A 26,382-nucleotide genomic window follows, 5' to 3' on the forward strand; every position below is an offset into this window, starting at 1 on the left:
CCTCCCCTGTTCAGGCGGCGTGCTGCACAACCATGCGCAGGCGCGGCAGACCACCTAAGGAGAGGTGCAGAAAAAATCGCACAACACAGCGCAGACTGACCAGGGCCGCAACCTGGGAGAGATGTCCAACGGTCAAGCGCACAGCCTTGCTGCAGCGCACTGTCAGGAATGGCCTACAGACGATCGGCCCGTGGTTTGCAACGCTGTGCGTTCCTTTCCGCCCGCAAGGAGTTCGCCATGCCGTATCTGCCTCTTACCGCTTCCAACCAGCCCGGCTTGCACCTGTACTACCAAGATGTCGGTGATGGCCCGCCTGTGGTGCTGATCCACGGCTGGCCACTGAGCAGCCGCAGTTGGGAAGCCCAGATGATGCCGCTGGTCGAGGCCGGCTACCGTGTCATCAGCTATGACCGGCGCGGCTTCGGCGCTTCGGGCCAGCCCTGGGAAGGCTATGACTACGACACGCTGGCCCAGGACCTGCACACGCTGATCACGGCACTGGAGCTCAAGGGCGCCACGCTGGTGGGCTTTTCCATGGGCGGCGGCGAAGTGGCCCGCTACGTGGCCACCTATGGTACGGCACAGGTGGCGAAGGCCGTGTTTGCGGCGGCCGTACAGCCCTGCCTGTTCAAGAAGGCCGACAACCCCGACGGTCTGCGCACCGACAAGGACATTGCTGACCGCGAGCGCACCGTGCGCGCCGACCGCCTGGCGTTTCTGGATGAATTCACGCAGAAATTCTTCACCCCCAAGGGCGGTGAGTTGCTGGTCAGCGAAGCCCAGCGCCAATACGCCAAACTGATTGCCGCCATGGCTTCGCCCAAGGCCACGCACGACTGCATTGGCGCCTTCTCGCGCACCGATTTTCGGGACGATCTAGCCCAGTTCCGCATTCCCACGCTGGTACTGCACGGAGACAGCGACCAGATCGTTCCGCTGGAAGCCAGCGGTGCACGCACGCATCAGGCCATCCCAGGCAGCAAGCTGCATGTGATCCAGGGCGGGCCGCATGGCTGCAACCTCTCACACGCCAAGGAATTCAACCAGGTGCTACTGGACTTTCTGAACAGCTAGAGCGAGAGCTCCGGGCACCTGCGTCGCTGGGGACCATGCGCACCCGAGGCCGCCTGGGTCGGGCAGGCTGCGATGCAGCCGCTCTCCCTCTGCATCTCCTCTGGTGGCACAAGCCCCAAGCATCCGCCATACCACGCCATGGCGGGGCGTCATTCCGAACGCATGGCATGCGTTCAGCCTGCAGCTTCCTGGCGCGGCGGCTCGGGTGATACATCGATCTGCTGGCGCACCCAGGCGGCCCCGCCCAGGCGCATCAGCTTTGCCCGCTGCACAGCGGTCATCGGCAGATTGACGCGGCCCATGGGCGCATCGTAGATGGCCTTGCGGCCGCTTCCAGGTTTGCGTGGCTTGCGGTGGATATCGGTCATGCAAAAAATACGCGCGCACATGCTGCAGCGCAGGTTCTGGGCGTTCCAAGGGGCTCGGCGGGCCGTGTGACACATGTCCTGCTATCTCCCCTATTCCTTTGATAGAGGGCGATAATACCCTTCGCTATTCAAAATAAGAATAGCGAAATAATCCGCTGCATTTCACTCGACCAAAGCGCGCCGCCACTGCATCGCCGGTCCGTACACCACACGCTGCGCAAACCACCTCTGCCATCGATGACCGCTCCTGACACGCTTTCCTGCCCCATCACTCTGCAGCCCATCGGCTTTGTGCGCAGCCCCTTTCACAGCCCTCAGGGCATGCCCATCCAGACCGTGGAGGCGGCCAATGTCCCAGGGCAACTGGAGCTGCTGGCGCACTACCAGCCCGGCCTGCGCGACATCGAAGGCTTTGAGTTACTGATGCTCATCACCCATCTGCACCAGGCAGTCGAAAAATTGGAGGTCGTGCCTTTCATGGATGACCACAGCCACGGCGTCTTTGCCACACGGGCGCCGGCGCGCCCCAACTGGCTGGGACTGTCCATCGTGCACCTGGAACGCGTGCAGCAAGGCTGCCTGCATTTCACCGGCAACGACATGCTGGATGGCACGCCGGTGCTGGACATCAAACCCTACGTGCCGGCTTTGGATGTGCGCCATACCGAACGCATTGGCTGGTTCCAGCACGGGCTGCAACGGCTGCCGACGGCGCAGTCGGACGATCGCATGCGCTGAACCAGACACCAAGCCACCCATACGCAAGGCGCACACGCACGCAGGAGACCCACGGCCCTGACCGCTTGCGGCATGATGGCAGGCGTTTTGCTTGCGCCTGATGGCAACAGTCCGGCTTGTTCCCTACACCAGGGATCCGCTTTTCGCCCGGCACCGCCTTCTGGCGCCCTCCCACGGTCTCTCTCCCTTGCCTTCGCCCCGTTGCACCATGTCCCATCCGCCTTCCAAACCTGTGGCCTATTTCTGTCTGGGCCTGAGCATGACCATGGTGGGCTGCTACGTGGCACTGACCAAACCGCTGGTGGCAGCCATCCCTGTGTTCTTGCTGGCCTGGCTGCGTTTCGGGATTGCCGCCGTGGCCATGGCGCCGTGGCTGCGCAAGACCGGGGTGGAAGTGCCGATGACCCGCCAGACGCGCGGGCTGCTGTTCCTGGAGTCTTTTTTCGGCAATTTTCTGTTCACGCTGTGCATGATCACCGGCGTCAGCCTGACCAGTGCCGTGTCGGCCGGCGTCATCATGGCGGCCATCCCGGCTGCTGTGGCCGTGTTCAGCTGGATCTTTCTGAAGGAAAAAGCCAACGCCCGCACCTGGTGGGCGATTGCGCTGGCGGTGGCCGGCATTGCCTTGCTGGCACTTACACCTGGCCACCCGGGTGCACATGGTACGGAGGCGGATGGCAACAGCCTGTCCACGGAAGGCAGCCGCAGCCTGATCGGGCATCTGCTGCTGGTTGCCGCGGTGCTGTGCGAGGCCTCATATGCCGTCATCGGCAAAAAACTCACGGCGGCACTACCACCCAAGCGCATCACGGCCATCATCAATCTGTGGGGTCTGGCGCTGTCCACGCCCATGGGCATCTATATGGCGCTGCAGTTTGACTTTGCTGCCGTGGCCAGCGGCATGTGGTGGCTGTTGCTACTGTACGCGCTGGCTGCCAGCATGTGGACCGTGTGGCTGTGGATGACGGGGCTGCGCACCGTGCCCGCCTCGCAAAGCGGTATTTTCACCGTGCTGCTGCCGGTGAGTGCCGCCCTCACCGGGGTGCTGCTGCTGGGTGAATCGCTGCAGCCGCTGCAGTTGTTGGCCCTGGGCATTGCACTGGCCAGCGTGTTGGTGGCCACGGTGCCCTTACCCGGGCGCGCGGCCAGTGTGCCGGCCGCCAAATAGTGCCACTTCCTGCCTGCCGCCATGGCGCGCAGGCCTATACAGCCCCGGCCGGTGATGCGCGGGACGATGGCACCCGGCACCGGCCGGACCATGCATCCTGGAAGCATGGGGACCATCCGCCCGGCCAGCTGCACGCTGATGTGCACAGCCAGGACCATCCTTGTGTCCGGCCCGGCGAGGTGAGCGGCACATTCGGACCGAGTGCACGGCCCTTAATCTGCACTTAATCCCTTACCCCTAACCTTCAACGGGTCAATGCCTGTCGGGTGTCTGTGCGCCTGCGGGGCATGCACACGCCTGGGGCTCCCGCCACGCGGCTGGCCCCTGCTTTTCTCCCCTCTCTCCATTCTGTCATCCCTATGTCTGTCCCCAAGGCCCCTCCCCACGGGCTGGCCTGCCTCGCCCTGCTCGCAGCCTGCCACTTTTCCGCATGGGCTGCCGATGTCAACGCCGGCGCCAAGATTGCTGCCAACGGTGGCTCCCAGGGGGCTGCCGCCTGCGCGTCCTGCCACGGCAGCAACGGTGAAGGCACGGCCTCCTTCCCGCCGCTGGCTGGTCAGTCTGCAGGCTATCTGGAACGCCAGTTGCACGACTTTGCGGCCGGCCGACGCAAGGCACCCACCATGGAGCCCAATGCCCGTGCGCTGACCGACGCGGAAAAAGCCGACGTCGCGGCCTATTACGCCAGTCTGAAACTCCCCATCCAGAGCAAAGTGGGTCCCCTGCCCAAAGCCAAGGATGGCAATGGCGCCTGGCTGGTGGAGCGCGGCCGTTGGGAAGACGGCATTCCTGCCTGCGCCAAATGCCATGGACCGGGCGGCACTGGCGTGGGTGTGGATTTCCCCGCCATCGGCCATCTGAGCGCGGCCTATATGCAAACCCAGGTGGATGCCTGGAAGAACAAAAGCCGCCAGGCCGGCCCGCTGGGCCTGATGGGCTCCATTGCCCAGAAGCTCAGCCCCCAGGATATCCAGGACGTTGCGGCCTATTACCAACAACAGCACGGCAGCGCTGCCGCTTCCCACTGAAAGGCAGACCCCGGATATGACCACGGACTCTTCTGTGCACACCACGGCAGACCGCCAGCACGCCAGCGGTACGCTGGGCGCTGCTTTGGCAGTGGCTTTTTGCGCCATCCCGCTGGTGGCCGCCATCGGCGGCATTGCCTACAGCCTCCCCGACACCCCCAAGGCACAACGCGCTGCGGCCGAGAAAGCCGCCCAGGCCGCCAAGCAGGCCCAGACCGCGCAAGCCGTATTGCAACCGGCGGCATACAGCGTGCCCGATGCGCGCGCGATTCCGGACAGCAAGATGGGAGAGTGGATCCAGCGCGGTGAAGCCATCTTCCTGCGCACGCCCGAGAATGCCAAAGGCTTTTCCGGCAATTCGCTCAACTGCGTGAACTGCCACCTGGACGCCGGTCGCCTGAAGAACGCGGCGCCCATGTGGGGGGCCTACCCGCTGTACCCGGCCTATCGCAAAAAGACGGACCATGTCGACACCTTTGCCGAACGCGTGCGTGGTTGCTTCATGTATTCCATGAACGGCAAGGCACCGGACGATGGCCACGACATTTTGGTAGCGGTGGAAGCCTATGCCTATTGGATGGCGCAAAAAGCCCCCCTTGGCGAAAAATTGCCCGGCGCCGGCTTCCAGAAATTGTCCCAAGCCGAGGTGGCGCCCACCTTTGAAGCGGGCCAGAAGGTCTATGCGGCCAAGTGCGCGCTGTGCCACGGCGACAGCGGCCAGGGCCAGAAGAAAGACGGCGTGACGGTATTTCCGGCCCTCTGGGGCAAGGACTCCTACAACTGGGGAGCCGGCATGCACGAGATCGACAAGGCGGCCAGCTTCATCAAGTCCAACATGCCATATGGTCTGCACAACGACCTGAGCGAGCAGGAAGCCTGGGAGGTGGCCACCTTCATCAACAGCTTCGAGCGCCCGCAGGATCCCCGCTTCAATGGGGATATCGCCCGCACGCGCGAGGTCTTTCACAACAGCCCCAATTCCTTGTACGGCGTGGAAGTCAACGGAAAGCTGCTGGGCAAGGGCATCTGAACGACTGGCCTGTATTGGCTGGGTCAGGCGGGTGCCGGGCCTTCATCGCCTCCCTTGGCACGGGTGGTTGGCTCGGGGCAGCCCGAATCGGGCCAGCAGACACGCCCGGAGCGCAGGCCACACCCCGTACTTTGAAGCCGCTGGCACGCGCTGCATCCCAGCTTTGGTTGGGTCCTGAACCAGGCTGGGCAAAGGCGTAGTGAGGCTTGTGCGATCGGTACTTAATCTCCCCATAACGCAAGCGGGGCCCAATCTGCCCGCCAGCTTGGCGCCTACCCATGGTGGGCAGCGTCCAGGCTGACGCTTGTGCTTCCCCCCGGTCGCCTTGGGCCGGGGGATTTTTTATGGCCCGCTGGTCTGCGATGCGCTTCGGCACGGCCGCCGCGCCAGCTGCATTCCCACGCCAGCTGCCGCCTGACGCCACGACCACTGCTGAAGCTCTGCGCCCTTTGCCGGCTGGCGGCGGGTGCACTGCAATCCATGCCGCAGCACCCTGCTTTGTGTGCCACGGTAGGCTGTGCGGCCGGGCTCCCCGCCCGCCCCTCCCTCTTGACCCGGATATGTGATGGAAGAAGTCTTGCGCATCGGCCCTCTGGCCCTGCCCCTTGCCCCCTTGCAACTGTTTGCCGCCTGGTGGCTGGGCGATGCACTGGCCCAGCGGCGCGCCGCGCGCAGCCAGCAGGTATGGGGCTGGCATGGCTGGCTGCTGCTGGTCTGCGGCTTGCTGGCGGCGCGCGCCGCCTTTGTGCTGGAGTTCGCGCCCCACTACGCCCAGCCTGCCTGGGCGGCATTTGACATCCGCGACGGAGGCTGGACTGCCAGCGTGGGCATGGTCGCCGTACTGCTGTATGGGGCAACGCTGTGGCTGAAGCGCCATGCGCTGGCCCCCGCCGCCATGGTGGGCATTGCCGGTGCTCTGGTGCTGTGGCTGGGTGCGCAAGGGCTGCGTCAGGCCATGGCGCCCGGTCAGGCACCCCTGCCCACCTTCTCCGCCGTGGCGCTGGACGCACGCACCGTGCAGCTGGATCAACTGGCCCAGCAGGAAGGCCAACCCCTGGTCATCAACCTCTGGGCCACCTGGTGCCCGCCGTGCCGCCGCGAGATGCCTGCCCTGCTGCAAGCCCAGCGTGAACACCCGGACGTGCGCTTTCTCTGGGTCAATCAGGGAGAGTCCCCGGAAACCGTGCTGCAGTACGCGGCCCAGCACCGCTTACCTCCCGCCCAGGTGCTGCTGGATGAACGCCAGGAACTGGGCCGCTTGCTGCGCAGCAGTGCGCTGCCCACCACGGTGTTTGTCGATGCCCAAGGCCGCCAGAGCGCGTTGCGCGTGGGCGAGCTCTCTACCGCGACATTGGCCCAGCATCTGCAGCCATTGCTGAAGGCAACGGTGCCTGACACCGACGCGCCTTCCGCTGCCTCGCCCGCCCTGCCGGAGTCTGTGACTCAATAACGCCTGCGCCGTCCGCCCCACAGGACGTGCAACGCGCAGGCTACATCACCGTCTTGGTTGTGTCGGATGGGCCGTCTGTGCGCTGGACGGGCAAGCCATTCTGGGCGCAGGCGGCCAGTTCCACCCGGTTGCGCCCGGCTGCCTTGCCACGGTACAAGGCGGCATCGGCCTCCTGCATGGCCGCCTCCAGACCTTGCGCACCCATGAAGTGGTGCGACACCCCCACGGTGACCGTGCAGTGCAGCATCTGCTCCCCGCCCGCCATGGCAACGGCCTGGTTTTCGATGGCGGCCCGCAGGCGTTCTGCCAGTTGCATCACGCCATCCACATCGCTGTCCAGGCAGATGGCGACAAATTCTTCACCCCCAATGCGCCCGGTCAGATCGCCACGGCGCACTGTGTGGCGCAACACCTGCGCCACATGGCACAGTACCGTGTCGCCCGCCTGGTGGCCGTAGCGGTCATTGATGCGCTTGAAGTGGTCCACGTCCACCATGAGCGCATGCGCCGGCACGGCCTTGCGGGAGTTGAAATACAGCTGCAGCGCATCATTCAGCCCACGGCGGTTGAGCAGTTGCGTCATAGGGTCGCGCGCTGCCAGATTGCGCAGCTCATCGGTCAGCCTGCGCAGCACCAGCCAGATGATGGATGGCGGCAGCACCGTCGCGAGAAAAGACATGTAGATATAGAACACCAGCTGAAAATCGGCATCCATCTGCAGCGCAGCCAGTCCGCCACTCAGCAATTTGACGAATTTGACTGCATTGAGCACACAGATGCCGAAGATCAGTGCCGCAAAAAACACCATCTCGCCGTACAGGTCCTTGGCAAAGGTGCGCACGCCATAGACCACGGTGCCGGCCATCAACAGGAACATCAGTGCCGAAACGCCCGACAGCATGGCGTAGCGCGCCACCGGCCCCAGGCTCCACTGCACCAACACCTGGGCCAGGCTGTAGAGGGCCGCAAACACCAGCAGCGGCCTCAGCAACGGTACGGGCCGCCCAAAGAAACGCATGGCCCCCAGCCAGAAGGCCACCGGGGACGCCAGTGTCAGCGTGTGATTGACCACGCTCATCACACTCCAGGCCGGCCCCCCCTCCACCAGCTGCAGCACATAGGCCAACCCCAACAGCAGATTGCCCACGGCAAAAAAGTCCAGCCCCATCTTCTTGCCATGCAAGCGCTTGCTGATGAGCAGGAACATCGCTGCAAAGCACAGCAGGTGTGCACACAGCATGCCGACAAGAATGGTTGCAACCATGGAAAAGTGAAGGGGTACCAAGTAGGGCCTGTACAGAACTGCCGCCGCAAAGCGCCCCGGCCCGCGGGACAGCACTTTGCTCACATAGGGATCGGAAAAGCTGCGCCGGCCCGTTGCGGCACAGTCGCTCAGCGTAATAAACGATCAGAGTGTAAGACCTGAGGGCAAATAGCAAGCCTTGGAAAGTGTGGGCGGCTGTTGATTCGCCGTACACCGATGCTTGCTGTTGGCCAGTGCACCAGCCATCGGAACAGGCCATGAATCCACAGGTGCCCCTGGCACGCGCGCTTGAGGCGTTGGTGGCTGCATTTTCAATGCAACATGTATCGGATTATTCAGTGCATGAGAAAAACCAGATGCTGCATTTATATTCTTGATACTAGCTTGCATTCAGCCATGAATTAACAATAGACAACGACACCGTGAATCATAATTCACTATCCGCGATGGCATTAATCAATATAGAGCAATCTCAGTGAAATAAGCAATTTAAATTAATATATAATACTTTGATTCACATATGTCATGTAAATTAATTTTACACATATTCTCAAAAGATTAATATTTAAAATTACAAGAACCAGCAATAATTATATTCAAAACAGGAAAACGCCCTTTCGGGCGTTTTTCATTGTTAGCCGATGCCTTACCGCAAGGCCTGCACCGCTGCAGCAAAGAAATCATTGTCATTGATGGTGTTCTTGCCCGTGGGCTTGGGCAAGGCACCCCACACCACGATCACCGTGTTTTCGCGCGGGTTCATGTAGACATGCTGGCCAAAAATGCCGCGTGCTTCAAAGGCACCCTCGTTGGGCGTGCCCTGGGATTTGGGAATGGGCCACAGCATGTAGCCGTAATCTACCGGTTTGCCGTCCACCATCTTGGGGCTGCCTGCATCGGCCACCCAGCCGGCAGGCAACAACTGCTCACTGCCCACTTTACCGCCCCCCATCAGGAACAGGCCAAAACGCCCATAGTCGCGCAACGTGGCCGACAGGCCGCTGCCCCCCACTTCCAGGCCATTGGGAGATTCCAGCCACCAGGTGGCGTCGGACTCCATGCCAAACTTGGCCCACACACGCTCGGACAAATACTGCGCCACAGGCTTGCCCACGGCTGCGCGCACCAGGGCGCCGGCCACATGGGTTTCGCCGGTGCTGTAGTTCCAGCGCGTACCGGGGGCCGCTGCACGGGGCAACTGGGCCATCAGCTTGAGCACGGCCCCGGGCGTCTGGGCGTTCTGCACTTCCAGCATCTTGCGGCGGTCGGAAGCCGGGTCGGTATAGGTTTCGTTCCATTGCACGCCGGAAGCCATTTGCAGCAGATTGCGCACCGACACACCGTCGTAGGCACTGCCCTTGAGTTCGGGCAGGTACCGGGTCACCGGATCGTCGATGCTTTTGATGAACCCGTCTTGAATGGCAATACCCACCAACGTTGCGGTGATGGACTTGACCACCGACATGGACATCCAGCGGGTTTGATCGCTGTTGCCCAGCTCATAGTCTTCGAATGCGATCTTGCCGTTCTTGATCACCAGCAAGCCGCTGACCCGGTTGATCGAAACATAATCGTACAAGTCGTAGTTCTTGCCATTGGATGCAAAGCTGAAATTCTTCAGCTGTACATCGGATTTTGGCAGCGGATAAACCGTCTTCCCCTTGTGGATGGTGCGGGTTGAAAACAAACGGTCGATATTGCGGAAGGTGTTGGCCTGCACATCCGGCAGCAGTGCACCGTCGTACACCTGCTGTACGGTACCAATACGTTCCTTGCTGTGCACATTGGGCAGGCCGTCGGCCATGGCAGCTGTACAGAAGCTTGAAAGCAAGGCCAGAGATACGGCATTCAGGGGATAGCGCAATAGCATGGTGATTTGTCTCCAATCCGATTATTTTTGAATGAATATGTCTGCGCATATTCACGATAAATCGTAGCACCAGGCTGGTGCAGCGCATTATCTGTTGTGCGACGGCTTTGTCTTGCTGGTGACAGATGCGGCTGGAAATTGGGAAATGGGCCACGCAGACGTCTTGCCATGCTCAGCCCTGGAGATTGGGGCTCCAAGAAGCTGGGCGAGACAGTCGCTCCAGCATGGTCTGCTGCCATGCAAAGCGCAGGCACTGCCACGCGTTGCCGGGACAACAGCACAGCGGTGCCTGCGAGCCAGGCCTGCGCAACTTTTCACGCTGGCGCGGTCAACGGTTGCCTGCCCGCCAAGATCTCTGCAGCCCCGGTACGCGCACGCAAGTCATCGGGCGGAAAATTCCATGATGTTGGAATTTATTTCTTGCATAATGGATTCATGGACATCGACACCCTTCTCGCTGCCCGTGTGCGTGGCTTGCGCAAGGCACGGGGCGCCACACTGGATCTGTTGGCACAGCGCAGCGGCGTGAGCCGCTCCATGATCTCCCTGATCGAGCGCGGCCAAACCAGTCCCACGGCAGCAGTGCTGAGCAAGCTGGCCTCTGCACTGGATGTGCCGCTGGCTACGCTGTTCGATGCCGTGCCCGCCGACACACCCCCCTCACCGCTGGCCCGCCATGCCGAACAGGCTTGCTGGACCGACCCTGGCAGCGGCTACCAACGCCGCCACCTCACGCCGTCCGGCCTGGGGGCACCGCTGGAACTGGTGGAAGTGACCTTTCCTGCCGGCCAGAGCGTGACCTTTGACAACGCCACCCACCTGCCCGCGCACCTTGCGCCCCATCAGCAACTGTGGCTGCTGGAAGGCAGGATGACGCTGACCGTAGGCCACCAGACCTGGACACTGGCGGTCGGCGACTGCCTAGCCATGGCGGTCAACCAGCCCATCGTCTTTGCCAACCCCGGCGACCGCCCTGCCCGCTATGTGCTGGCATTGACGGTGGCATCCCCTTCTTTCACGGCAGCCTCCGCTGCCAGGACCTTGCGATGAACGATCTGCACCTGGTGCCCTGCACCCCCGAACGCCACGCTGGCGCGATTCTGGATATTTTCAACCACGCCATCGCCACCTCCACAGCGCTGTATGACTACCACCCGCGCCCACCCGAGCAAATGGCCGCTTGGTTTGCCAGCAAGCACACCGGCAACCTGCCTGTGCTGGGTCTGGAAGACGCTGCAGGAACCCTGCTGGGCTTCGCCAGCTACGGACCGTTTCGCCCACAGCCGGCCTACAAATACACCATGGAACATTCGGTCTACGTGCACCACACCCAGCGCGGGCGTGGCCTGGGCCGGCAACTGATGCACGCGCTGATCGACGAGGCCCGCACGCGCGGCAATGTGCACGCACTGGTTGGTGCCATCGACGCCGCCAACACCGGCAGCCGTGCGCTGCATGAAAAGCTGGGTTTTGCCCTGGTGGGCAGTCTGCCGCAGGTGGCTTTCAAATTTGGCGGCTGGCTGGATCTGGTGTTCTACCAGCTGCTGCTGGAAACACCGTTACAGCCGGTGGATGGCTGATTCACTGGTGCGCTGAAGTCTGCTGTGGGTTGCGACCTGCCTGCCATGGAGTCAGCGGGCGCTGTTGCATAAATCAGCCCCAGGCCAGACTTTCCCCAACCCCAGACATGGCTTACAACAGCCACCGTCTGCGGGCAGCCCAGTTCAATAAACCGATTGAGGATGGCTGCGCGGATGTGCAGCGCGTTGACCTGGCGCTCAAACGAACATGACATCACCCGTTCACCCGGCCGTTTGATGCAATTCATTTTGGTTTCCACTAGGCTGCGTCGGTGGTAATCACTCCAGTCTTTCCAGCGCTTGCGACCGAAGCACCTGCATGCGGCAATCGCCCTTACGCATCCTGGCATTCTTTCCCGGAGGAATGATGGGCGTGGCATTGCGCTGAATGACCGCCGCTTGTACGGGCTGGGTGTCATAGCCGCCATCGCCCGCCACCATCAGAAGTGGCTTATCACCCGGAATTTGCTCCAACAACGGTGGCAGCACTGCAGCGTCAGTGACGTTGTTGGAGGGTTCGCAGATGGCCCGCACCTGCAAGGTCTGGGCATCGATGCCGATGTGCAGCTTGCGCCACTGGCGGCGACGCTCCGGCCATGCTTTTTGCATTTCCGCTCGCCTTAGCCCAAGAACTTGGTGCCTGTGGAGTCGACCAGCCGAAGCAGACCTGCCGAGCTCGGTCGGTATGCAACTTGCACATCCAGGCTGCGCTGGCGGCGACACAGCATGCTGAAGTCGGGAACTGGCCACGGCAGTCCAGACAACGCCAGTAGTGACTGCACAAAGCCTGTGGCCTAGCGCAAGGCAAATCCAAAGAGGTTCTTGATGGTCAGGCAGAACTGAATCGCTGTATCCGAGAACTGCGGGCTGCGCCCGCGTTTTCCGCTGGCAGCGGCAAACCAGAAAATGGTCTTATCCAGGCAGATGCTCAGGGAACCACGAGCTTTGAGCGCTGTGTTGTATTGCTTTCAGTGGTGGTGCGGTAGCGAGGCTTGGACTGCGGGACTGACTCATCGCCCGAGGCTACCTGACCCTAGCAGGCGATTTATGCAACAACGCCATTGAAAATTGGACTCACCAATACGTGAAAACTATACTCGACAAAAGGACAAAATACAATATCAATGTCATATAGAGAAAAAATACTCTTGCTTCATCATTATTTTCACCCTTTGAAACATCAGCCCCACCAAATGCGAACATCCTTCCATCATAAAAATAACCGTGAATATTCTTACCACAAATATAAAACCAGTATGTCAGCAATATATACTCGCCGAAATTAAACTTCGCAAGCAAAAAAACAAATAATAAAAACGCCCCCATTGCGATAGTTATATATTTAAAATATTTTTTATTTTTTCTCATCTTTTCACCTAATAGGTCTTATTTACTATTTTCACAAATGCATCCCAGTCAGCAGAACGATTGACATTAGAATTAATTCTGATCGCAGTATTAACAGAATGCATAAAACATTTGCAATGAATTTTTATGCAGCCTCCTGAGAGCCAAATTTAACAATCTCATCCATGGCTGATCTACTGGTTAATTCGCTTCGACCTGATGCCCGTAATCCAGTGCCTATAAGCCCCCTGCAACACCTCCCGGAATTGCCAAAGTCGCGTAGCTAACACCTGTATTAATGTCTCTGCATTTATTATCTTAGATAAAATTTTTCATAAATCCAACAAAGCAATCCAGACGAAACACTTGTAAATACAATAAATAATACTAACCTAAAAATCTTTCTAAAGATGGAAGATGATATGACTCATTAAAAAATATGATCTTGATAAAAGGACCTACTATCAACTCAATAATAAAAACAATGCAAATTGTGCTAAGTAAAAATATAGCGATGAGATGGTCCAACCTAAGCGACTCGAAGACATTTTTTTGTTTCATTTAGCAAAAATCAATTTTTATGCAGCAAACCGTCCGACAACCCCTAATTGAATATCTCCCCATCAATCTCCACAGGAATAAATTTCACATTTCCTATTGAGCTTTCATAGAATTCTTTTGAAAACTTCTAAGTATTCATCTTCAAATTAATTATCTCTGCTACTTTATAATAAACAGCGTAAAAATAGGAAAGATCAATATCCACTTCAAAAAACTCGCCAAAGCAATTCCATATAATTTTTCCGGCCTCTCCTAATTTATATATAAAAGGTCCTAATAAATCATATTTTGAAGATGACAAATCGAATATGACAGCAGGGAAACATTTATTATTCAAATAGCTTATTTCATATATTGACTCTTCTAAATCCAAATTAAATAAAGGATTGTTTTTCTTTGCGCCACATATGGCATCAATCATAAATAATTTGTCTTGTGCTAATAAATTTTCAAATGATCCATCACTACCTGAATACACAATAAAAGGAGTATTTTTTATAATCTCATTTGAAAGAAATGAAAAATCTTCTTGACCATATCGGATAAGATTCACATCCATTTGAGAGTGTATTTCATCATATGCCTTGACAATATTATTACTATGCAATACAACCTTATTTGATGCACTGTATGTAAAACATCCATCAGTCATTATATCTCTCATGTGTATTTGAAACTTATCTCTTTCCCCAATAAAAATATCCATACCCACCACCTTTTAGTTGGAATTTTGAAGAAATGCCTAATTTCCGCATAACGGAGTCCTCAAACCAGATATCTCGCATGCCTCCGGATGGCCTATGTTGCGTGCTGCTAACAAGATAATTATAGGCTAGCATAGAATTAGTGCTTCAAAGAAGCTGTTAGAGGACAGTTTGCCACAACAACCACAGCATTTCATGCTGATCTTCACACCGCTAGTAACGTCCATCCCTCTTAGCTTTTAAAAAATAGCACGACCGTAATAACTGATGCTGGGTCCATTCATATAATATTTACCAGTTTTCGGCCATAAAGTAAATCCTTTACTACGGCTGCATACTGTCTTTAAATTCATGTCCGCGTTGGCTGAATTTATTCATTCCAATCAAATTATTGATACGCCAGCTATTAATAGCATTACCTAAATAATAATTATAGTGAAATTTCTTTTTTTACCGCCATATCAGGGGCAGATTGAATAAAATTCGCCCAAGCTTCTAATGCCATGCGGAATGTAGAAACAGCAACTAATTCGCAATAATATTCATTATGCAAAGAATAAATTTTTACTTCATTACCATCTACTTTTGCACCCCATGCCTCGCGGTCCCAATCTGAGTTTGATAAATACCCTCGCGTGACAGAGTCAACCTTTAAAATTCCATCATGGACCCATGATAGTGTTTCTATATATCTTCGCCCTCCATCATCCATGAGCAAACACGCAAGAAGACTGATTCCATCTTCATTTTTATCGGAAGACTCACAGAAGGGATCAATATCACCTGATATTTTCTCCCATGTAAATGTTAATTTCATCAATAAATTCCTGGTATATTGGGAGCCAGTCCATATCTGATACTGTATTCTACTTTCACTTGGTCATTAATAATTTTATCAACTCTCGGTTAATCATCCAGAGATGATATGCGGCACCGATCTCAAACCGAAAAAAATTTCATAACTAGATTGATGTCGAGCTTGCCCAACATCCTGGTAGATGTTGCAATAAGGCCTTTTAGCATTGCATGTTACAGGTCAATACTCTTAATTGACCCACAAAGTACATGGTAGAGCAATTCGGTTATCCAAACTGGGCGTGGTCAGGGCTGACCTCATACAGGCGCAGATTGGCGCCATCAACACCGCCAACACAGGTCACCGTGCGCGGCATGAAAAGCAGGGCTTTGCCCTGGTGGGCAACCTGCCACAGGCGGCTTTCAAATTTGGCGGCTGGCTGACCTGGTGTTCTCTGCTGTTGGACACACCGGCGCAGCCGGTGAATGGCTGATTCACCTGGTGCGCTGAAGTCTGCTGTGGGTTGCGGCCTATCCATCAACGGCTGCAGCGGTACTAGATGCGATCGCCATGATCGCTCCTCCACCAGAATTGCGGCCGGCCCTTCTCCCTGAAGCCTGAATTTCGTTGAGGTGGGCGAGCACCTATGTGCCATACCGCCAGCAGGACAGTGGACACCGGCATGAAGCCTGTGCTTCAGACAACTTGCCAGAAAAGGACTGTGGCGACCACCACAGCCCTTTGTGCGGGACTTTGCACCTCTTCAGTCCTACCGGGTGATTGGCTTGATTTCCCCATTCGCCTGCACTTCAAAAACCACCACAGCACAGCCTTGCTGGTTCACGATGGAAGCCACTTCGTAATCTTTACCCGCTTCTGGCTGGAAGGAGAACTCCTTGCTGCTGCAGCGGGGGCTGTAGGAAACGGCTTGCCCGCTTGGACTGAAGTTGGCCATACCAATCAAATTGCTTTGAATCCGCAGCGCGCTGGTGCTGGGCACGGCAAACTCCTTGTAAAAAGCTTTGGTCAGAATTCCATTCTGATCCCCCACATTGTTGCTGATCCGGGTGGATGGAATTCCAATGCTTTGACTTTTGGCCGTACCGACAAAAGAGCTGAAAGCATCCCCCATGCCGCCGCCCACATTAACTTTGATCTCTTGGCCATTGAGGCTATAGCGCATCAGCGTTGGCTTTCCATTTTGACCATAGAGACGAATGCGGGACTGCTCTTTGGGGTTGTAGTCAGTTTGACTGGTAGGAGGGTTACTGGCGCAAGCGCTTAAGAGTGCAGCGAGGAAGCAAAAAAATACTATTTTCTTCATAAATTTATATAAGTTACCTGTAGCTATTAAATACAAAATTACGTCCCCAGGGAACGTTATTTCCTAGAAAAATATCTTCTATCTCTCCAATAAAATTGGAGCACAAATCTTTCCCTAAATCATCTATATGGTATCTTGAAAGCAATATTTCAGATCTTTCCGTTGCATATAAAAGAGGGTCCAACCAGTAGGTTGCTCCATTTTCATTGAAATCTGAAAAATCAAATGGATCATGTTGCGCCAGTCTCTTGACAAAAAAATTAAAGTCACCAAAGTCCATTGCTTTCATCCACCCCGGGTCGATACGCAGAAGGTTAGATTTCAAGCATCGATAAATCAACTCGACACTAGACTCCCATATATCGTTGGAATTATCTGGTCTTCTATCGGAACGACCGCCTACAAACAAATCTGGACAGTAGCCATCTAAACTCGTCAAATACAATGCATCTTGAAGAGAGTGTGCTATATTTTTTGGAATCATCATAATATATAAATATTACATTAGTACAGGCAAGAAATTCGCCATATATCTACCAATATTATGGTGCCTGTCAATAACTAATCTTCTGCTTATCAGGCTGGCGCCCGAAGGATTCAGCGAACCAAATCAATTACAACTATAAAGCTATTCTGATTACTCTTTCAAAACTATAATCGTTCATTATCAATCACAAAAATCTAATTTTTTTAATAATTTAACTCATAGTTAACATGCATATCTCTTTGAAGCCTTAGAGGCTATCCTATCGAAGAAAAAATATCAATTGTCATCTTGAATCCAAGCAACCAGATCTTTCCACGGCCAAGCCGCATACTCAGGCTCTCCCCATTTTTCAGGATAATCTGGAAAATCTTTAAATCCTGAGTCTATGCGATTGCGATAATTTTCCAAGTCTGCAGTTTTGAATGACTCATTTGGAAATCTATGCTCCCATAGAAGCAGTTGAAATTTCATTAAATCATTTTGATATTTTCTTCGTGCGCAAACATCTTTTACATAAACATCTCCAGAAATATCAATTCCTGGAAGCCACGCTGCCCCAAATGGATGATTTAAAGTAATTCGAAATCGACATGCCTCTTTTCTCAAAAAAAGACCATGCTCCGTCTCTCTGTAATTTTCAGAATTTAAGTAGCTGGGGACAAGCCATTTTTTAATTGCATACTCAGCTTCATCTTTTATGCTTAAATTTAGTGATGAAAGCTCATCATAATATCCATAATTTAATGCAACTTCTTCATCTAGAGGCCTAACAATAGAAGCAGCGTGCTTCAAACTGATATCAATCATCTGTTAACACCAATTTTCAAGAGATCAGGCATGACATAACTAACGTTTAAATCTGGAAGGGTAATAATCAGGATTTTCAGCATACATTTTCCGCCTTTTCGATGGCGTCATTCATGTCAGTGTCATAAAAAAATTTTATGTATCTGATTTAGATCCAGATCCACCTGCTTGAGGATTTACGCCATTCATTGCGCGATCCCATTGCTGTTGGAGTGTCGTGTTTGTACCATGCTTTTTTTTGTCTGGCGCAGACTTATAAAATTCAGCATCTCAAAAAATCGCATATGCTTTACATCACTAAGCCACGATATATACTGAGTAATTAACTATGCATCAATACTTTTGTGTATATATGCAAAAAATAGAATTATCGGCGTAATTAATGAGTATAAGAACAAAAAAAGTCTAGCACTCGAGCTTCCGTTTATCTTGACATTTTCAGCCATCATTGGCAAAGAAATCATATTTTTTAAGTTTGTATATGCATAAATATTCCATACGGAAAATAATAATAGTCCTAAGTACCCAAAAAAATTTCCCCATCCATTAAAAAAGCATACGGAAATAATAACTCCTATTAATAAGAAAGCCAAATGTATCGTTTTCTTCATTTTATCTTTACTGTCTTTAGACATTCCAAAGAGATCAATTATTATCCGTTCAACGAATGCATTATCCTCTCCAGCCAAATCAATCATCGCTAAAGCTCTTCCAGCAGCTGAAGGTGTGCTGCCAAGAACATCAGTAAATAACTTTTCAGCTACTTTTTGAGAACCAAACTTTAGGTGCTAGTCAAAATAATTACTATCAGTAAGAAGAAGTCTGAGAGATGCAGTACCATCAACTCTAGCTGCCGCAGTCCCTGTAGCGCCAACTGGATTTTTCAAGACTGCGAGATTAATAGCTGTACTGTTGTCTTTGAATATCTGTGTATCCAGTGTTTTAATATAGAACTGACTCTCAGATTAATAAATTTTATACTTTCGCACTAGCGCATCAATTTCGATTGAATAAGCAGGATGCACAGCACGGAAATTTTCTAGTGTGCGGCGTACATGATGTTTGACGATATCCTCTTCATAAAATCCAACACCCGACTCAAGATAACTAATAGCTTCATCAATCCATACGCGATAAACTATTCTCCCCCTCGAATCACACAGCACATCCCCCGTATCTAAGTCAACATTAGTAATTTCCCAACCAGGATCTCCTCCTGCATAACGTTTCTCTATGGCAGGGAAAATTCGACTCAACCAATAATCTAAAGGCAAGTGGTCTACAATCAAAAACCTCAAGCACCATAGTAACGGTTCAATGTTATTTCCATCGCAGTCAAAATCTACTGAGACATATCCGCCCCAATGACGAACCGTCATTTTTTACTCCTGCTGTTTTAGGGTTGACGGGATAGACTGTAGGCACATAAGGTTGTGAGGATTATTGACTATTACAACGTAGCGTATTTCAGATAACGGTTCGTGTACCGAACGAAAAATAAAATAAAAACCGAAACAGATACGCCTAAACTTTAATTACATTTTTCATTTTGACTCAGTTTTCTCTGAAATTCAATTTTTACTTCATGATGCGCAGAAGAGATTATTTACAACACAAGAAGATATTTTGATTTAAATCAAAATATCTTACAATTAATGATTCCGCCAATTAACTTTTATATTTTGATAAATTTTCTTTATAAAGCATCCAATGCAGTTGCTACTGCATTGGCCGAGGAGGAATATTGGCGTGGATGTAAAAGATACAGAAACGCCATGTCTTGGAAGTGAAAAAACTATTCACTTTGCATGGAAGAACTCAGAAATAAAAAAGGCTCTCCAGAGCCATTCATCCCTAAAGCCTGCTGGCCAACTTTTCGAGTTGAACTCAGAACACCGTTGCTGCTCAGCGATAGAAGCCGGAAGGCGTCACCCCAAAGTGCCGGCGGAACATGGCGGTGAATGCACTGGGACTGGCGTAGCCACAGTCCAGCGCGATGTCGATCACTTTGTCTCCGCAGGCAATACGCCGCAGCGCGTGCAACAGCCGGGCCTGTTCACGCCATTGGGCAAAGGTCATGCCGGTTTCCTGCGCAAAAAGACGGTGCAAGGTGCGCTCTGCCACCTGGATGCTGGCGGCCCATTGCGCGGCACTGGCGGCATCGGCCGGGTGCGCCATCAATGCAGTGCAGATGCGGTGCAGCCGCGCGTCCTGCGGCAGTGGCAGATGCAGGGGCAAGGTGGGCGAGACCTGTATCTCGTCGATCAGCAACTCCAGTACACGGGCATGGCGTGGCGATGGCGCAGTACCTGGGGCAATGCGAACTGCTTCCACCAGCAGTTCGCGCAGCAGCGGTGACACATTGATGGCACAGCTTTGCGCGGGCATGGCGGATACCTGATCCACATTGATGTAGGCCGTGCGCATGACCACATCACCGGACATGGTGACGCAGTGGCGCAGGCCTGTGAGCATCCACAGCGCCCGGTTGGGCGGAATGACCCAGGAGCCGGCATCGGTGTGGATGACCATCACGCCTTCCGTGGCGTACAGCAGCTGCCCCCGGGGATGGCTGTGCCAGCCTGTGGACATGCCGTGGCGCCAGCGGCTTTCCATGGCCACCACCGGCTGGGGGAGCTGGTCATAGGCGAGGTAGTGGTGCGATGGATCTGCGCTCATGGCAGAAACTCTACAGAAATTGGCAGATAAGCGTGCGACAGCCACGCTGTAGCGCACTACGCTGGCAGTTCCGTGGGTTGCCATGCCGGCAGACACGGTTTTTGGAACCCCGGGCCGTGCGGGCCAGGCCATCGTGCCCCCTGCATGTCCCAAGCTGTTTGCGCCATGACTCCCCCTTCCGCCACCCTTGCTGAATCACCCCAGGCAAACCCAGCCCCTGCCGCACTCGCGCGCCCGCAGGGCTTTCTGCTGCCCATCGTAGGCGGCGCCGCGCTGGCCCATTTGCTCAACGACCTGATCCAGGCCATGCTGCCGGCCATCTTCCCGCTGCTGAAAACCAGTTTCGCGCTGAGCTTTGGACAGATCGGCCTGATCGCCCTGGTCTACCAGGTCACAGCCTCGTTGCTGCAGCCCTGGATCGGCCTGTATACCGACAAGCACCCCCAGCCCTATTTGCTGCCTTGCGGCATGGTGATGACATTGATCGGCATTGCCCTGCTGGCCACGGCAGGCAGCTACGCCATGCTGCTGACCGCCGCCGCCGTGGTGGGGGTGGGGTCGGCTACGTTTCACCCCGAGGCCTCGCGCATTGCACGGCTGGCCTCTGGCGGGCGCTTTGGCACGGCGCAGTCCACTTTCCAGGTGGGGGGCAACACCGGCTCGGCCATAGGCCCACTGCTGACCGCGGCCATTGTCATCCCCTACGGTCAGGGTGCAGTGGCCTGGTTCATGCTGGTGGCACTGGCAGCCATCTATGTGCTGTACCGCCTCACCCGCTGGGTGCTGCAGCACGGCACAGCCACCGCCAAAGGTCTGGCCAGGCAAGGTGTCCAGCAAGGCCTGGGCCGCGCTGCCGTGGTGCGCGCCATGGTGGTGATCTGCCTGCTGATGTTTGCCAAGTTCGTTTACATCGCCGCCTTCACCAACTATTTCACCTTCTATCTGATGGAGCGCTTTGGACTGAGCGTGCAGCACAGCCAGCTCTATCTGTTTGTCTTTCTGGCGGCCGTGGCTGCAGGCACTTTTGCTGGCGGCCCGGTGGGCGACCGCATCGGCCGCAAGGCAGTGATCTGGATTTCGTTCCTGGGTGTGGCACCGTTTGCGCTGGCCCTGCCCCATGTGGGACTGGTGTGGACTGCAGTGCTGGCCATTCTGATCGGCCTGGTGATGTCATCCGCCTTTGCCGCACTGGTGGTCTATGCGCAGGAAGCGGTGCCCGGCCGCGTGGGCATGGTCTCTGGCCTGATGTTCGGGCTGATGTTTGGTATCAGCGGCATCGGCGCCGCTGGCCTGGGCGAGCTGGCCGACACGCATGGCATTGTCTGGGTCTATGGTCTGGTGTCATTCCTGCCGCTGCTAGGCTTGGCTACTGTATTGTTGCCGGATACACGCAAGGCCAAGCGCTGAGCACGTGGACCCGCCAAAGAACAGCCCAAGCGCGCATGGCGTGCTGGGGCTGTTCTCTTTCTGCTCCAGGGCATGTTCAGGCGGTGATCGGCCAAGCATCCTCTCCCTGGCATTCCCGGCCGCGGTGGCATGTCTCCGCTCCGGGGCGCGCCTCTGTAGATGCCAACCGCCAGCATTGCCTCCAGCTTCAGGCGGGAGGCGTAGTCTTTTGAAGTGAGAGTGCATGCAGCCCGGGCGCAGCTGGGTCATACGAATGGCCAGAGCAACGAACTCTTTGTGTTGGCGCTGACTGCGCCTTCCAAAGTGGAGAAAGCGCTGACCGATCACAGGTGCGTAGCCGCTGACCTGCGCCTGCGTGTGCACCACTTCAACTGTCTGCACCGGGGCCTTGCCCCAGGCCCGGAGGCAGCGGCAGGCCTGCCCCGGCACCCAGCGCATTGACGGGCAGCTGGATGTAGGTGCGCCCATCGTCCTGTGCAGGCGGCAGCTTGCCGGCGCGCACGTTCACCTGCACGGAGGGAAGGATCAGCGTGGGCATGGTCAGCGTGGCATCCCGTGCCTGGCGCATCTGCACAAAGTCGGCCTCGCATACACCGTCGTGCACATGGATGTTGCTGCGGCGCTGATCGTCCACCGTGCACTCCCAGGCCGGTCCGCGGCCTGCCGGGGGGTAGTCATGGCACATGAACAAGCGCGTATCGCCCGGCAAAGCCAGCAACCGGTGGATGGAACGGTACAGCTGGGCTGCATCGCCGCCAGGGAAATCGGCCCGGGCTGTGCCCACATCCGGCATGAACAGTGTGTCCCCTACAAAGGCAGCAGAGGCTTCGCCCTGGCGGCCTTGTACCTGGTAGGCCATGTCCGCTGGCGTATGGCCCGGCACCCACAGCGCCGTCACAGGCAGTTGCCCCACTTGAAAGACCTCGCCGGCCGCAAACAAGCGGTCGAACTGGCGGCCATCGGGCACAAAGCCTGGCTCGAAGTGGAACACGCTGCGGAACACCCGTTGCACATCGCGTATGCGTTCACCCATGGCCACCTGGCCTCCCAGTTGGTGGCGCAGGTACTGCGCAGCCGAGAGGTGGTCAGCATGGGCGTGGGTTTCCAGAATCCACTGCAACTGCCAACCTTGGGCATGCAGGTAATCGGCAATGCGATCGGCCGAAGTGGTGGAGAGCTGGCCAGACTTGGGGTCCAGATCCAGCACGGCATCAATCACCGCGGCCTGACAGGCCTGGGGATCGGCCAGCACATAGCTGATGGTCCCGGTGACAGGGTCATAGAAGCCTTGGATATGCATGCGTTCAGTGGTCATGACAGCTCTGAGGTTGGCTGGGGGAGCGGTGCTCTGCGCGCACTGCATGCCGGCATGGTAGTGGGCTGTAGCAACGAGGTCAGCGATCGCTTGATTAATTTATGTTTTTATATAATATACAAAAACATATTGTCTGGCGATGCCGCTGGGACCTCCGTGCTGTCAAGGCCCTGCCCTGCGTCCACCCATTTTTTGTAGCCATCCTTGAAAGGAAAAGACCATGAAGTTCAATGTAGGCGGCCTGGACCGCATTCTGCGCATCGCCATCGGCCTGGTACTGATTGCCCTGGCTGCCACCGGCACGGTGGGATGGTGGGGCTGGCTGGGCATACTGCCCTTGTTGACCGGAATCTTTCGCTTCTGCCCGGCATATCCGCTGCTGGGCATCAGCAGTTGCAAGCGATGAGCCCGGGCGCGATGTAACCCATAGACACGGCCCTCGCGCAAAGTGGCGGCATGCACGGCCGTGCATGACTCATTGCCTCCATTGCGCCCCGCTTCAAAAGACCCTGAACCGATGGAAGCGATGGACCGCGTTCCCTGCGAATTCGGAGGCAGTCCGTGGTCGATGCCGGGGGTGGGAGTTCATCCCGGCCATGCGTCCATGCAGGCGCAGCGCGCCAGTCCTGGTCATTGTCTGGGGCTGGCGCGGAGGCAATCCGGCGGCGGATTCCCATGGACACCGCCTCCGGACACGCGGCGTTGCCCTGCAGGTATCGAAGGCGGCTATCGCCTGGTGCTCCATGACAATTTACTTTTTTATATAGTATTGATCCATCGCATGTTGCCCTGCTGCCGACCATGTCCTTGAACGAAGCCTCACCCCCTCCTGCTGCATCTGAGCTGTCTGTCACTGCCACGCTGGATCAGGATGCATTGCGTACCCATGCCGATGAGGCAGTGGCAATGCTCAAGGTACTGGGCAACGTAGACCGGCTGATGCTGCTGTGCCAGTTGTCACAGCAGGAGCGCACTGTGGGCGAGCTGGAGCAGTTGACCGGCATCAGCCAGCCCACGCTGTCCCAGCAGCTGGGAGTGCTCCGCCGCGAAGGCCTGGTCAGCACGCGGCGCGAAGGCAAATTCATCTGGTACCAACTGGCCGACAACCGAGCTCTGCAGCTGATGCAGGCCATTCACCAACTTTTCTGCGCCCCTGGAGAGCAGGCATGACAATTCTGTGGAACGCATTCACGCCCGGATCCTCGCTGGCCGGAGGCGTGCTTATCGGTGTGGCCGCCGCGTTGATGGTGGTGTTGCTGGGCCGTATTGCCGGTATCAGCGGCATTGTGGGCGGCTTGTTGCAATGGACTACCTGGCGGCAAACCAGCAACTGGGGCTGGCGCCTGGCTTTTGTGCTGGGTCTGATCGGCTCACCGCTGGTGTGGCAGTGGTTTGCCCCCCTGCCCGCCATGGAACTGCCACGCAACCCGTTGCTGATCGTGCTGGCCGGCCTGTTGGTGGGTTTTGGCACGCGCCTGGGGTCAGGCTGCACCAGCGGCCACGGCGTGTGCGGGCTGTCTCGCCTGTCGCAACGTTCACTGGCCGCCACGCTGACCTTCATGCTCACCGGTGCGCTGACGGTGTTTGTGCTGCGCCATGTACTCCACATCGCCTAAAAGACTGCTATGCCATCACAGCAATTCCAAGCTGCCATGCGAAACATCACCCGTTCTTTGGTGGCCCTGGGCGCAGGCCTGGTGTTTGGCCTGGGACTGATCCTGTCAGGCATGGGCAATCCAGCCAAGGTTCAGAACTTTCTGGACTTTTTCGGCACCTGGGATCCATCGCTGGCCCTGGTCATGGGCGGCGCCATTGCCGTGGGCCTGGTTGCATTCACCTGGGCCAAGCACCGCAAGACCAGCCTGCTGGGCGAGCCCATGCAGCTGCCCACAGCCTCGGCCGTGGACCGTCGCCTGCTGACTGGCGCGGCGCTGTTTGGCACCGGCTGGGGGTTGGCAGGTTTTTGCCCCGGACCCGCCGTGATGAACCTGGCTACGCTGCAGTCTGAAGTCTGGCTTTTTGTGGCTGCCATGCTGGCCGGCATGCTGCTGCAACACTGGTGGGCAACACGGCGCTGAACGCCCGCAAGGGCGTGCAGGCGATGGCAGACCTATCTCTGGGTAAGCTAAGCTGCCCAAGGTGGCACTTGCTTTCAGAAATTTCCGTGAAATCGGGCTCCAGCTTATGCATACTTTGAATTACGCGCTCCTAAAATAGAGGAATGCAGCCCCGCAAGCTCCTTCCAGCCTTTGACGCGCCGACTGGCGATGCGCTGTTTCAGCACTGGCTGTCAGCCTGCAGCGCCGACCCCTGGGCACCGTTGAGCGAGGCGGCGGCTGCGCCCTACCGCTTTATCTGGGGCGCGTGGCTCAAACTGCTGGCAGCATCGGCCGATGCCACACGGCCAGCCGAAGGCAAGGCACTCCAACCCTGGCAGCAGGCCCAGGCGGTACAGGTACTGCAGTTTCTGAACCAGTCCACGCGCAGCCAAAAGCAACTGGATCTGCCCAGCGACATCACCCGCCGCCGCTACTGGCGTGTTCTGGAGCGCATTTACGACCATGCGCTGCTGCACGGTTGGATCGCACACAATCCGTTGGATGCGGTGTCCGAATTGGACCAACCTCCCAGCGAAGACCCGCAGGGTGCGATCCTGAGCCCGCGGACATGGCATGCTTTGCTGCGCCAGATTCCTGCCGCCACCGATTTGATTTCCGCCCGTGACCGTGCGGTGTTGCTGGTGCTGGTGCATTTGGGGCTTTCCTCCGAAGAGGTGCGCGCCCTGGTGCTGGAGGATGTGCTGTGGGGGGATGCCTCTGCCAAAGCAGGCGCTACGTTGGCTCAGCCTGCCAACCATGCGGACAAAGGAGCCGCCAAGGCGTCTTCCGCCCGCATTCACGGTCTGCGCATCACCGGGCTGCGCGCCATGCAATCCCGCACGCTCGAGGTTCCATCACAGCTGGACGAGGCCTTGCGGGTCTGGCTGGGCTACCGGGCAGGCTATTCACCGATGGCACAGCAACCCGCCCTGTTTTGTACGCGCAAGGCGCCCGCGCTCTCCACCCACACCGTGCTGCATCTGGTCAGCAAGACCTTGAAGGCTGCCAGCGCCTGCTCTTCTCAGGAACGGCCGCCTCGCATGGGGCCTCAGGTGATCCGCAACACCGTCATCGTGCAGTGGCTGCAATCCGGCCTGCCCCAGGCGGAGGTGCTGCAACGTGCCGGCTTGAAGACCCCTCATGCTCTAGGCCACCTGCAGCAGTTTGTGGACTTGGAATGAGGTTCGGTGGGTTTTGAGTGCTTTGATACATTTCATGTAAGCTGTATTCAATATAAAAAGAAAGAACCCAAGGATGAAGAGCCCGCAGCATGCGAGCCTCAGCGC

General features: G+C 56.1%; 27 protein-coding genes and 1 pseudogene. 15 read left to right on the top strand and 13 right to left on the bottom strand.

Features of this window, described 5'->3' with window-relative positions:
* Positions 1-237: 237 nt before the first annotated feature.
* Positions 238-1,074: an alpha/beta fold hydrolase gene (locus KW830_RS04740; RefSeq protein ID WP_218332305.1), complete on the top strand. Its 837-nt coding sequence runs from the start codon at positions 238-240 to the stop codon at positions 1,072-1,074.
* A gap of 173 nt (positions 1,075-1,247) precedes the next feature.
* Here the strand turns inward: KW830_RS04740 and KW830_RS04745 are convergent, their stop codons facing one another.
* Positions 1,248-1,442, bottom strand: a complete 195-nt coding sequence (locus KW830_RS04745) for a hypothetical protein (protein WP_066534228.1) — start codon at positions 1,440-1,442, stop codon at positions 1,248-1,250.
* 237 nt (positions 1,443-1,679) lie between these two features.
* On the opposite strand from KW830_RS04745, the gene tsaA reads away from it, so the two are divergent.
* The 5 genes from tsaA (at position 1,680) to KW830_RS04770 (ending at position 6,856) form a co-directional block, all read left to right on the top strand.
* The gene (gene tsaA, locus KW830_RS04750) at positions 1,680-2,180 is read left to right on the top strand and encodes a tRNA (N6-threonylcarbamoyladenosine(37)-N6)-methyltransferase TrmO (protein ID WP_218332306.1); all 501 of its coding nucleotides are present in this window, start codon (positions 1,680-1,682) and stop codon (positions 2,178-2,180) included.
* Between the two features lie 208 nt (positions 2,181-2,388).
* Complete coding sequence (locus KW830_RS04755) at positions 2,389-3,348, top strand: DMT family transporter (RefSeq protein ID WP_218332307.1); 960 nt, start codon at positions 2,389-2,391, stop codon at positions 3,346-3,348.
* 359 nt (positions 3,349-3,707) lie between these two features.
* Positions 3,708-4,376, top strand: a complete 669-nt coding sequence (locus tag KW830_RS04760) for a cytochrome c (RefSeq protein ID WP_218332308.1) — start codon at positions 3,708-3,710, stop codon at positions 4,374-4,376.
* Positions 4,377-4,392: 16 nt separating this feature from the next.
* Positions 4,393-5,406 (top strand): c-type cytochrome, encoded by a 1,014-nt coding sequence (locus KW830_RS04765; RefSeq protein ID WP_218332309.1) that lies wholly within the window; start codon positions 4,393-4,395, stop codon positions 5,404-5,406.
* A 565-nt stretch (positions 5,407-5,971) separates the two neighbouring features.
* A complete protein-coding gene (locus KW830_RS04770; protein WP_218332310.1) occupies positions 5,972-6,856 on the top strand; it encodes a TlpA disulfide reductase family protein in 885 nt (294 codons plus the stop codon).
* A 40-nt stretch (positions 6,857-6,896) separates the two neighbouring features.
* Here the strand turns inward: KW830_RS04770 and KW830_RS04775 are convergent, their stop codons facing one another.
* Both KW830_RS04775 and KW830_RS04780 read right to left on the bottom strand, forming a co-directional pair.
* Entirely contained in the window at positions 6,897-8,120 is a 1,224-nt protein-coding gene (locus KW830_RS04775) for a GGDEF domain-containing protein (protein ID WP_218332311.1), read from the bottom strand.
* Between the two features lie 646 nt (positions 8,121-8,766).
* Complete coding sequence (locus KW830_RS04780; RefSeq protein WP_218332312.1) at positions 8,767-9,990, bottom strand: serine hydrolase; 1,224 nt, start codon at positions 9,988-9,990, stop codon at positions 8,767-8,769.
* A 435-nt stretch (positions 9,991-10,425) separates the two neighbouring features.
* Here KW830_RS04780 and KW830_RS04785 point away from each other — a divergent pair, with 435 nt between their 5' ends.
* Both KW830_RS04785 and KW830_RS04790 read left to right on the top strand, forming a co-directional pair.
* A complete protein-coding gene (locus KW830_RS04785) occupies positions 10,426-11,040 on the top strand; it encodes a helix-turn-helix domain-containing protein (RefSeq protein ID WP_218332313.1) in 615 nt (204 codons plus the stop codon).
* Complete coding sequence (locus KW830_RS04790; protein ID WP_218332314.1) at positions 11,037-11,570, top strand: GNAT family N-acetyltransferase; 534 nt, start codon at positions 11,037-11,039, stop codon at positions 11,568-11,570. The genes KW830_RS04785 and KW830_RS04790 overlap by 4 nt, the downstream gene beginning before the upstream one ends.
* A 116-nt stretch (positions 11,571-11,686) precedes the next feature.
* On the opposite strand, the pseudogene KW830_RS04795 reads toward KW830_RS04790, so the two are convergent.
* The 3 genes and pseudogenes from KW830_RS04795 to KW830_RS04805 all read right to left on the bottom strand — a co-directional run.
* A pseudogene (locus KW830_RS04795) lies at positions 11,687-12,564 on the bottom strand (IS5 family transposase); the annotation flags it as partial.
* A 1,041-nt stretch (positions 12,565-13,605) separates the two neighbouring features.
* A complete protein-coding gene (locus tag KW830_RS04800) occupies positions 13,606-14,184 on the bottom strand; it encodes a hypothetical protein (protein ID WP_218332315.1) in 579 nt (192 codons plus the stop codon).
* Between the two features lie 428 nt (positions 14,185-14,612).
* The gene (locus KW830_RS04805) at positions 14,613-14,999 is read right to left on the bottom strand and encodes a DUF5376 domain-containing protein (RefSeq protein ID WP_218332316.1); all 387 of its coding nucleotides are present in this window, start codon (positions 14,997-14,999) and stop codon (positions 14,613-14,615) included.
* A 232-nt stretch (positions 15,000-15,231) separates the two neighbouring features.
* Here KW830_RS04805 and KW830_RS04810 point away from each other — a divergent pair, with 232 nt between their 5' ends.
* The gene (locus KW830_RS04810) at positions 15,232-15,471 is read left to right on the top strand and encodes a hypothetical protein (protein WP_218332317.1); all 240 of its coding nucleotides are present in this window, start codon (positions 15,232-15,234) and stop codon (positions 15,469-15,471) included.
* 276 nt (positions 15,472-15,747) lie between these two features.
* Here KW830_RS04810 and KW830_RS04815 read toward each other — a convergent pair whose 3' ends face one another.
* The 6 genes from KW830_RS04815 to KW830_RS04840 form a co-directional block, all read right to left on the bottom strand.
* Positions 15,748-16,302 carry a hypothetical protein gene (locus KW830_RS04815; protein ID WP_218332318.1) on the bottom strand — a complete coding sequence of 185 codons (555 nt, stop codon included), beginning with the start codon at positions 16,300-16,302 and terminating at the stop codon, positions 15,748-15,750.
* A 13-nt stretch (positions 16,303-16,315) separates the two neighbouring features.
* On the bottom strand, positions 16,316-16,789 hold the full coding sequence (locus KW830_RS04820) for a hypothetical protein (RefSeq protein WP_218332319.1): 474 nt from the start codon (positions 16,787-16,789) through the stop codon (positions 16,316-16,318).
* 276 nt (positions 16,790-17,065) lie between these two features.
* On the bottom strand, positions 17,066-17,596 hold the full coding sequence (locus KW830_RS04825) for a hypothetical protein (protein ID WP_218332320.1): 531 nt from the start codon (positions 17,594-17,596) through the stop codon (positions 17,066-17,068).
* Between the two features lie 326 nt (positions 17,597-17,922).
* On the bottom strand, positions 17,923-18,294 hold the full coding sequence (locus KW830_RS04830; RefSeq protein ID WP_218332321.1) for a hypothetical protein: 372 nt from the start codon (positions 18,292-18,294) through the stop codon (positions 17,923-17,925).
* 267 nt (positions 18,295-18,561) lie between these two features.
* Positions 18,562-18,975, bottom strand: a complete 414-nt coding sequence (locus tag KW830_RS04835; protein ID WP_218332322.1) for a hypothetical protein — start codon at positions 18,973-18,975, stop codon at positions 18,562-18,564.
* 526 nt (positions 18,976-19,501) lie between these two features.
* The gene (locus tag KW830_RS04840; RefSeq protein WP_218332323.1) at positions 19,502-20,275 is read right to left on the bottom strand and encodes a helix-turn-helix transcriptional regulator; all 774 of its coding nucleotides are present in this window, start codon (positions 20,273-20,275) and stop codon (positions 19,502-19,504) included.
* A gap of 165 nt (positions 20,276-20,440) precedes the next feature.
* Here KW830_RS04840 and KW830_RS04845 point away from each other — a divergent pair, with 165 nt between their 5' ends.
* On the top strand, positions 20,441-21,682 hold the full coding sequence (locus KW830_RS04845) for an MFS transporter (protein ID WP_370626087.1): 1,242 nt from the start codon (positions 20,441-20,443) through the stop codon (positions 21,680-21,682).
* 367 nt (positions 21,683-22,049) lie between these two features.
* On the opposite strand, the gene KW830_RS04850 is transcribed toward KW830_RS04845, so the two are convergent.
* On the bottom strand, positions 22,050-22,997 hold the full coding sequence (locus KW830_RS04850) for an MBL fold metallo-hydrolase (protein WP_218332325.1): 948 nt from the start codon (positions 22,995-22,997) through the stop codon (positions 22,050-22,052).
* Between the two features lie 220 nt (positions 22,998-23,217).
* Between KW830_RS04850 and KW830_RS04855 the strand changes: the two genes are divergently transcribed.
* The 5 genes from KW830_RS04855 to KW830_RS04875 all read left to right on the top strand — a co-directional run bounded on the left by KW830_RS04855 (position 23,218) and on the right by KW830_RS04875 (position 26,277).
* Positions 23,218-23,403, top strand: coding sequence for a DUF2892 domain-containing protein (locus tag KW830_RS04855; protein ID WP_066534252.1), 186 nt, complete (start codon positions 23,218-23,220; stop codon positions 23,401-23,403).
* 395 nt (positions 23,404-23,798) lie between these two features.
* Positions 23,799-24,167, top strand: a complete 369-nt coding sequence (locus KW830_RS04860) for a helix-turn-helix transcriptional regulator (protein WP_218332326.1) — start codon at positions 23,799-23,801, stop codon at positions 24,165-24,167.
* Positions 24,164-24,613, top strand: coding sequence for a YeeE/YedE family protein (locus KW830_RS04865; RefSeq protein WP_218332327.1), 450 nt, complete (start codon positions 24,164-24,166; stop codon positions 24,611-24,613). The genes KW830_RS04860 and KW830_RS04865 overlap by 4 nt, the downstream gene beginning before the upstream one ends.
* A gap of 36 nt (positions 24,614-24,649) precedes the next feature.
* On the top strand, positions 24,650-25,075 hold the full coding sequence (locus tag KW830_RS04870) for a YeeE/YedE family protein (protein WP_255578087.1): 426 nt from the start codon (positions 24,650-24,652) through the stop codon (positions 25,073-25,075).
* A gap of 143 nt (positions 25,076-25,218) precedes the next feature.
* Positions 25,219-26,277, top strand: a complete 1,059-nt coding sequence (locus KW830_RS04875; protein WP_066534256.1) for a tyrosine-type recombinase/integrase — start codon at positions 25,219-25,221, stop codon at positions 26,275-26,277.
* Positions 26,278-26,382: the final 105 nt, after the last annotated feature.

It is taken from the genome of Comamonas sp. CMM03, from assembly GCF_019218715.1.
GTDB lineage: Bacteria > Pseudomonadota > Gammaproteobacteria > Burkholderiales > Burkholderiaceae_C > Comamonas > Comamonas terrigena.

Bases quoted from the DNA above. Each gene is read 5' to 3' on its own strand.
- KW830_RS04835 (WP_218332322.1), bottom strand. From the start codon at position 18,975: ATGACGGTTCGTCATTGGGGCGGATATGTCTCAGTAGATTTTGACTGC.
- KW830_RS04770 (WP_218332310.1), top strand. From the start codon at position 5,972: ATGGAAGAAGTCTTGCGCATCGGCCCTCTGGCCCTGCCCCTTGCCCCC.
- KW830_RS04765 (WP_218332309.1), top strand. From the start codon at position 4,393: ATGACCACGGACTCTTCTGTGCACACCACGGCAGACCGCCAGCACGCC.
- KW830_RS04780 (WP_218332312.1), bottom strand. From the start codon at position 9,990: ATGCTATTGCGCTATCCCCTGAATGCCGTATCTCTGGCCTTGCTTTCA.
- KW830_RS04870 (WP_255578087.1), top strand. From the start codon at position 24,650: ATGCGAAACATCACCCGTTCTTTGGTGGCCCTGGGCGCAGGCCTGGTG.
- KW830_RS04740 (WP_218332305.1), top strand. From the start codon at position 238: ATGCCGTATCTGCCTCTTACCGCTTCCAACCAGCCCGGCTTGCACCTG.
- KW830_RS04860 (WP_218332326.1), top strand. From the start codon at position 23,799: ATGTCCTTGAACGAAGCCTCACCCCCTCCTGCTGCATCTGAGCTGTCT.
- KW830_RS04845 (WP_370626087.1), top strand. From the start codon at position 20,441: ATGACTCCCCCTTCCGCCACCCTTGCTGAATCACCCCAGGCAAACCCA.
- KW830_RS04760 (WP_218332308.1), top strand. From the start codon at position 3,708: ATGTCTGTCCCCAAGGCCCCTCCCCACGGGCTGGCCTGCCTCGCCCTG.
- KW830_RS04850 (WP_218332325.1), bottom strand. From the start codon at position 22,997: ATGACCACTGAACGCATGCATATCCAAGGCTTCTATGACCCTGTCACC.
- KW830_RS04820 (WP_218332319.1), bottom strand. From the start codon at position 16,789: ATGATGATTCCAAAAAATATAGCACACTCTCTTCAAGATGCATTGTAT.
- tsaA (WP_218332306.1), top strand. From the start codon at position 1,680: ATGACCGCTCCTGACACGCTTTCCTGCCCCATCACTCTGCAGCCCATC.
- KW830_RS04825 (WP_218332320.1), bottom strand. From the start codon at position 17,596: ATGATTGATATCAGTTTGAAGCACGCTGCTTCTATTGTTAGGCCTCTA.
- KW830_RS04790 (WP_218332314.1), top strand. From the start codon at position 11,037: ATGAACGATCTGCACCTGGTGCCCTGCACCCCCGAACGCCACGCTGGC.
- KW830_RS04875 (WP_066534256.1), top strand. From the start codon at position 25,219: ATGCAGCCCCGCAAGCTCCTTCCAGCCTTTGACGCGCCGACTGGCGAT.
- KW830_RS04815 (WP_218332318.1), bottom strand. From the start codon at position 16,302: ATGAAGAAAATAGTATTTTTTTGCTTCCTCGCTGCACTCTTAAGCGCT.
- KW830_RS04865 (WP_218332327.1), top strand. From the start codon at position 24,164: ATGACAATTCTGTGGAACGCATTCACGCCCGGATCCTCGCTGGCCGGA.
- KW830_RS04785 (WP_218332313.1), top strand. From the start codon at position 10,426: ATGGACATCGACACCCTTCTCGCTGCCCGTGTGCGTGGCTTGCGCAAG.
- KW830_RS04745 (WP_066534228.1), bottom strand. From the start codon at position 1,442: ATGACCGATATCCACCGCAAGCCACGCAAACCTGGAAGCGGCCGCAAG.
- KW830_RS04840 (WP_218332323.1), bottom strand. From the start codon at position 20,275: ATGAGCGCAGATCCATCGCACCACTACCTCGCCTATGACCAGCTCCCC.
- KW830_RS04805 (WP_218332316.1), bottom strand. From the start codon at position 14,999: ATGAAATTAACATTTACATGGGAGAAAATATCAGGTGATATTGATCCC.
- KW830_RS04775 (WP_218332311.1), bottom strand. From the start codon at position 8,120: ATGGTTGCAACCATTCTTGTCGGCATGCTGTGTGCACACCTGCTGTGC.
- KW830_RS04755 (WP_218332307.1), top strand. From the start codon at position 2,389: ATGTCCCATCCGCCTTCCAAACCTGTGGCCTATTTCTGTCTGGGCCTG.
- KW830_RS04800 (WP_218332315.1), bottom strand. From the start codon at position 14,184: ATGGATATTTTTATTGGGGAAAGAGATAAGTTTCAAATACACATGAGA.
- KW830_RS04855 (WP_066534252.1), top strand. From the start codon at position 23,218: ATGAAGTTCAATGTAGGCGGCCTGGACCGCATTCTGCGCATCGCCATC.
- KW830_RS04830 (WP_218332321.1), bottom strand. From the start codon at position 18,294: ATGATTGATTTGGCTGGAGAGGATAATGCATTCGTTGAACGGATAATA.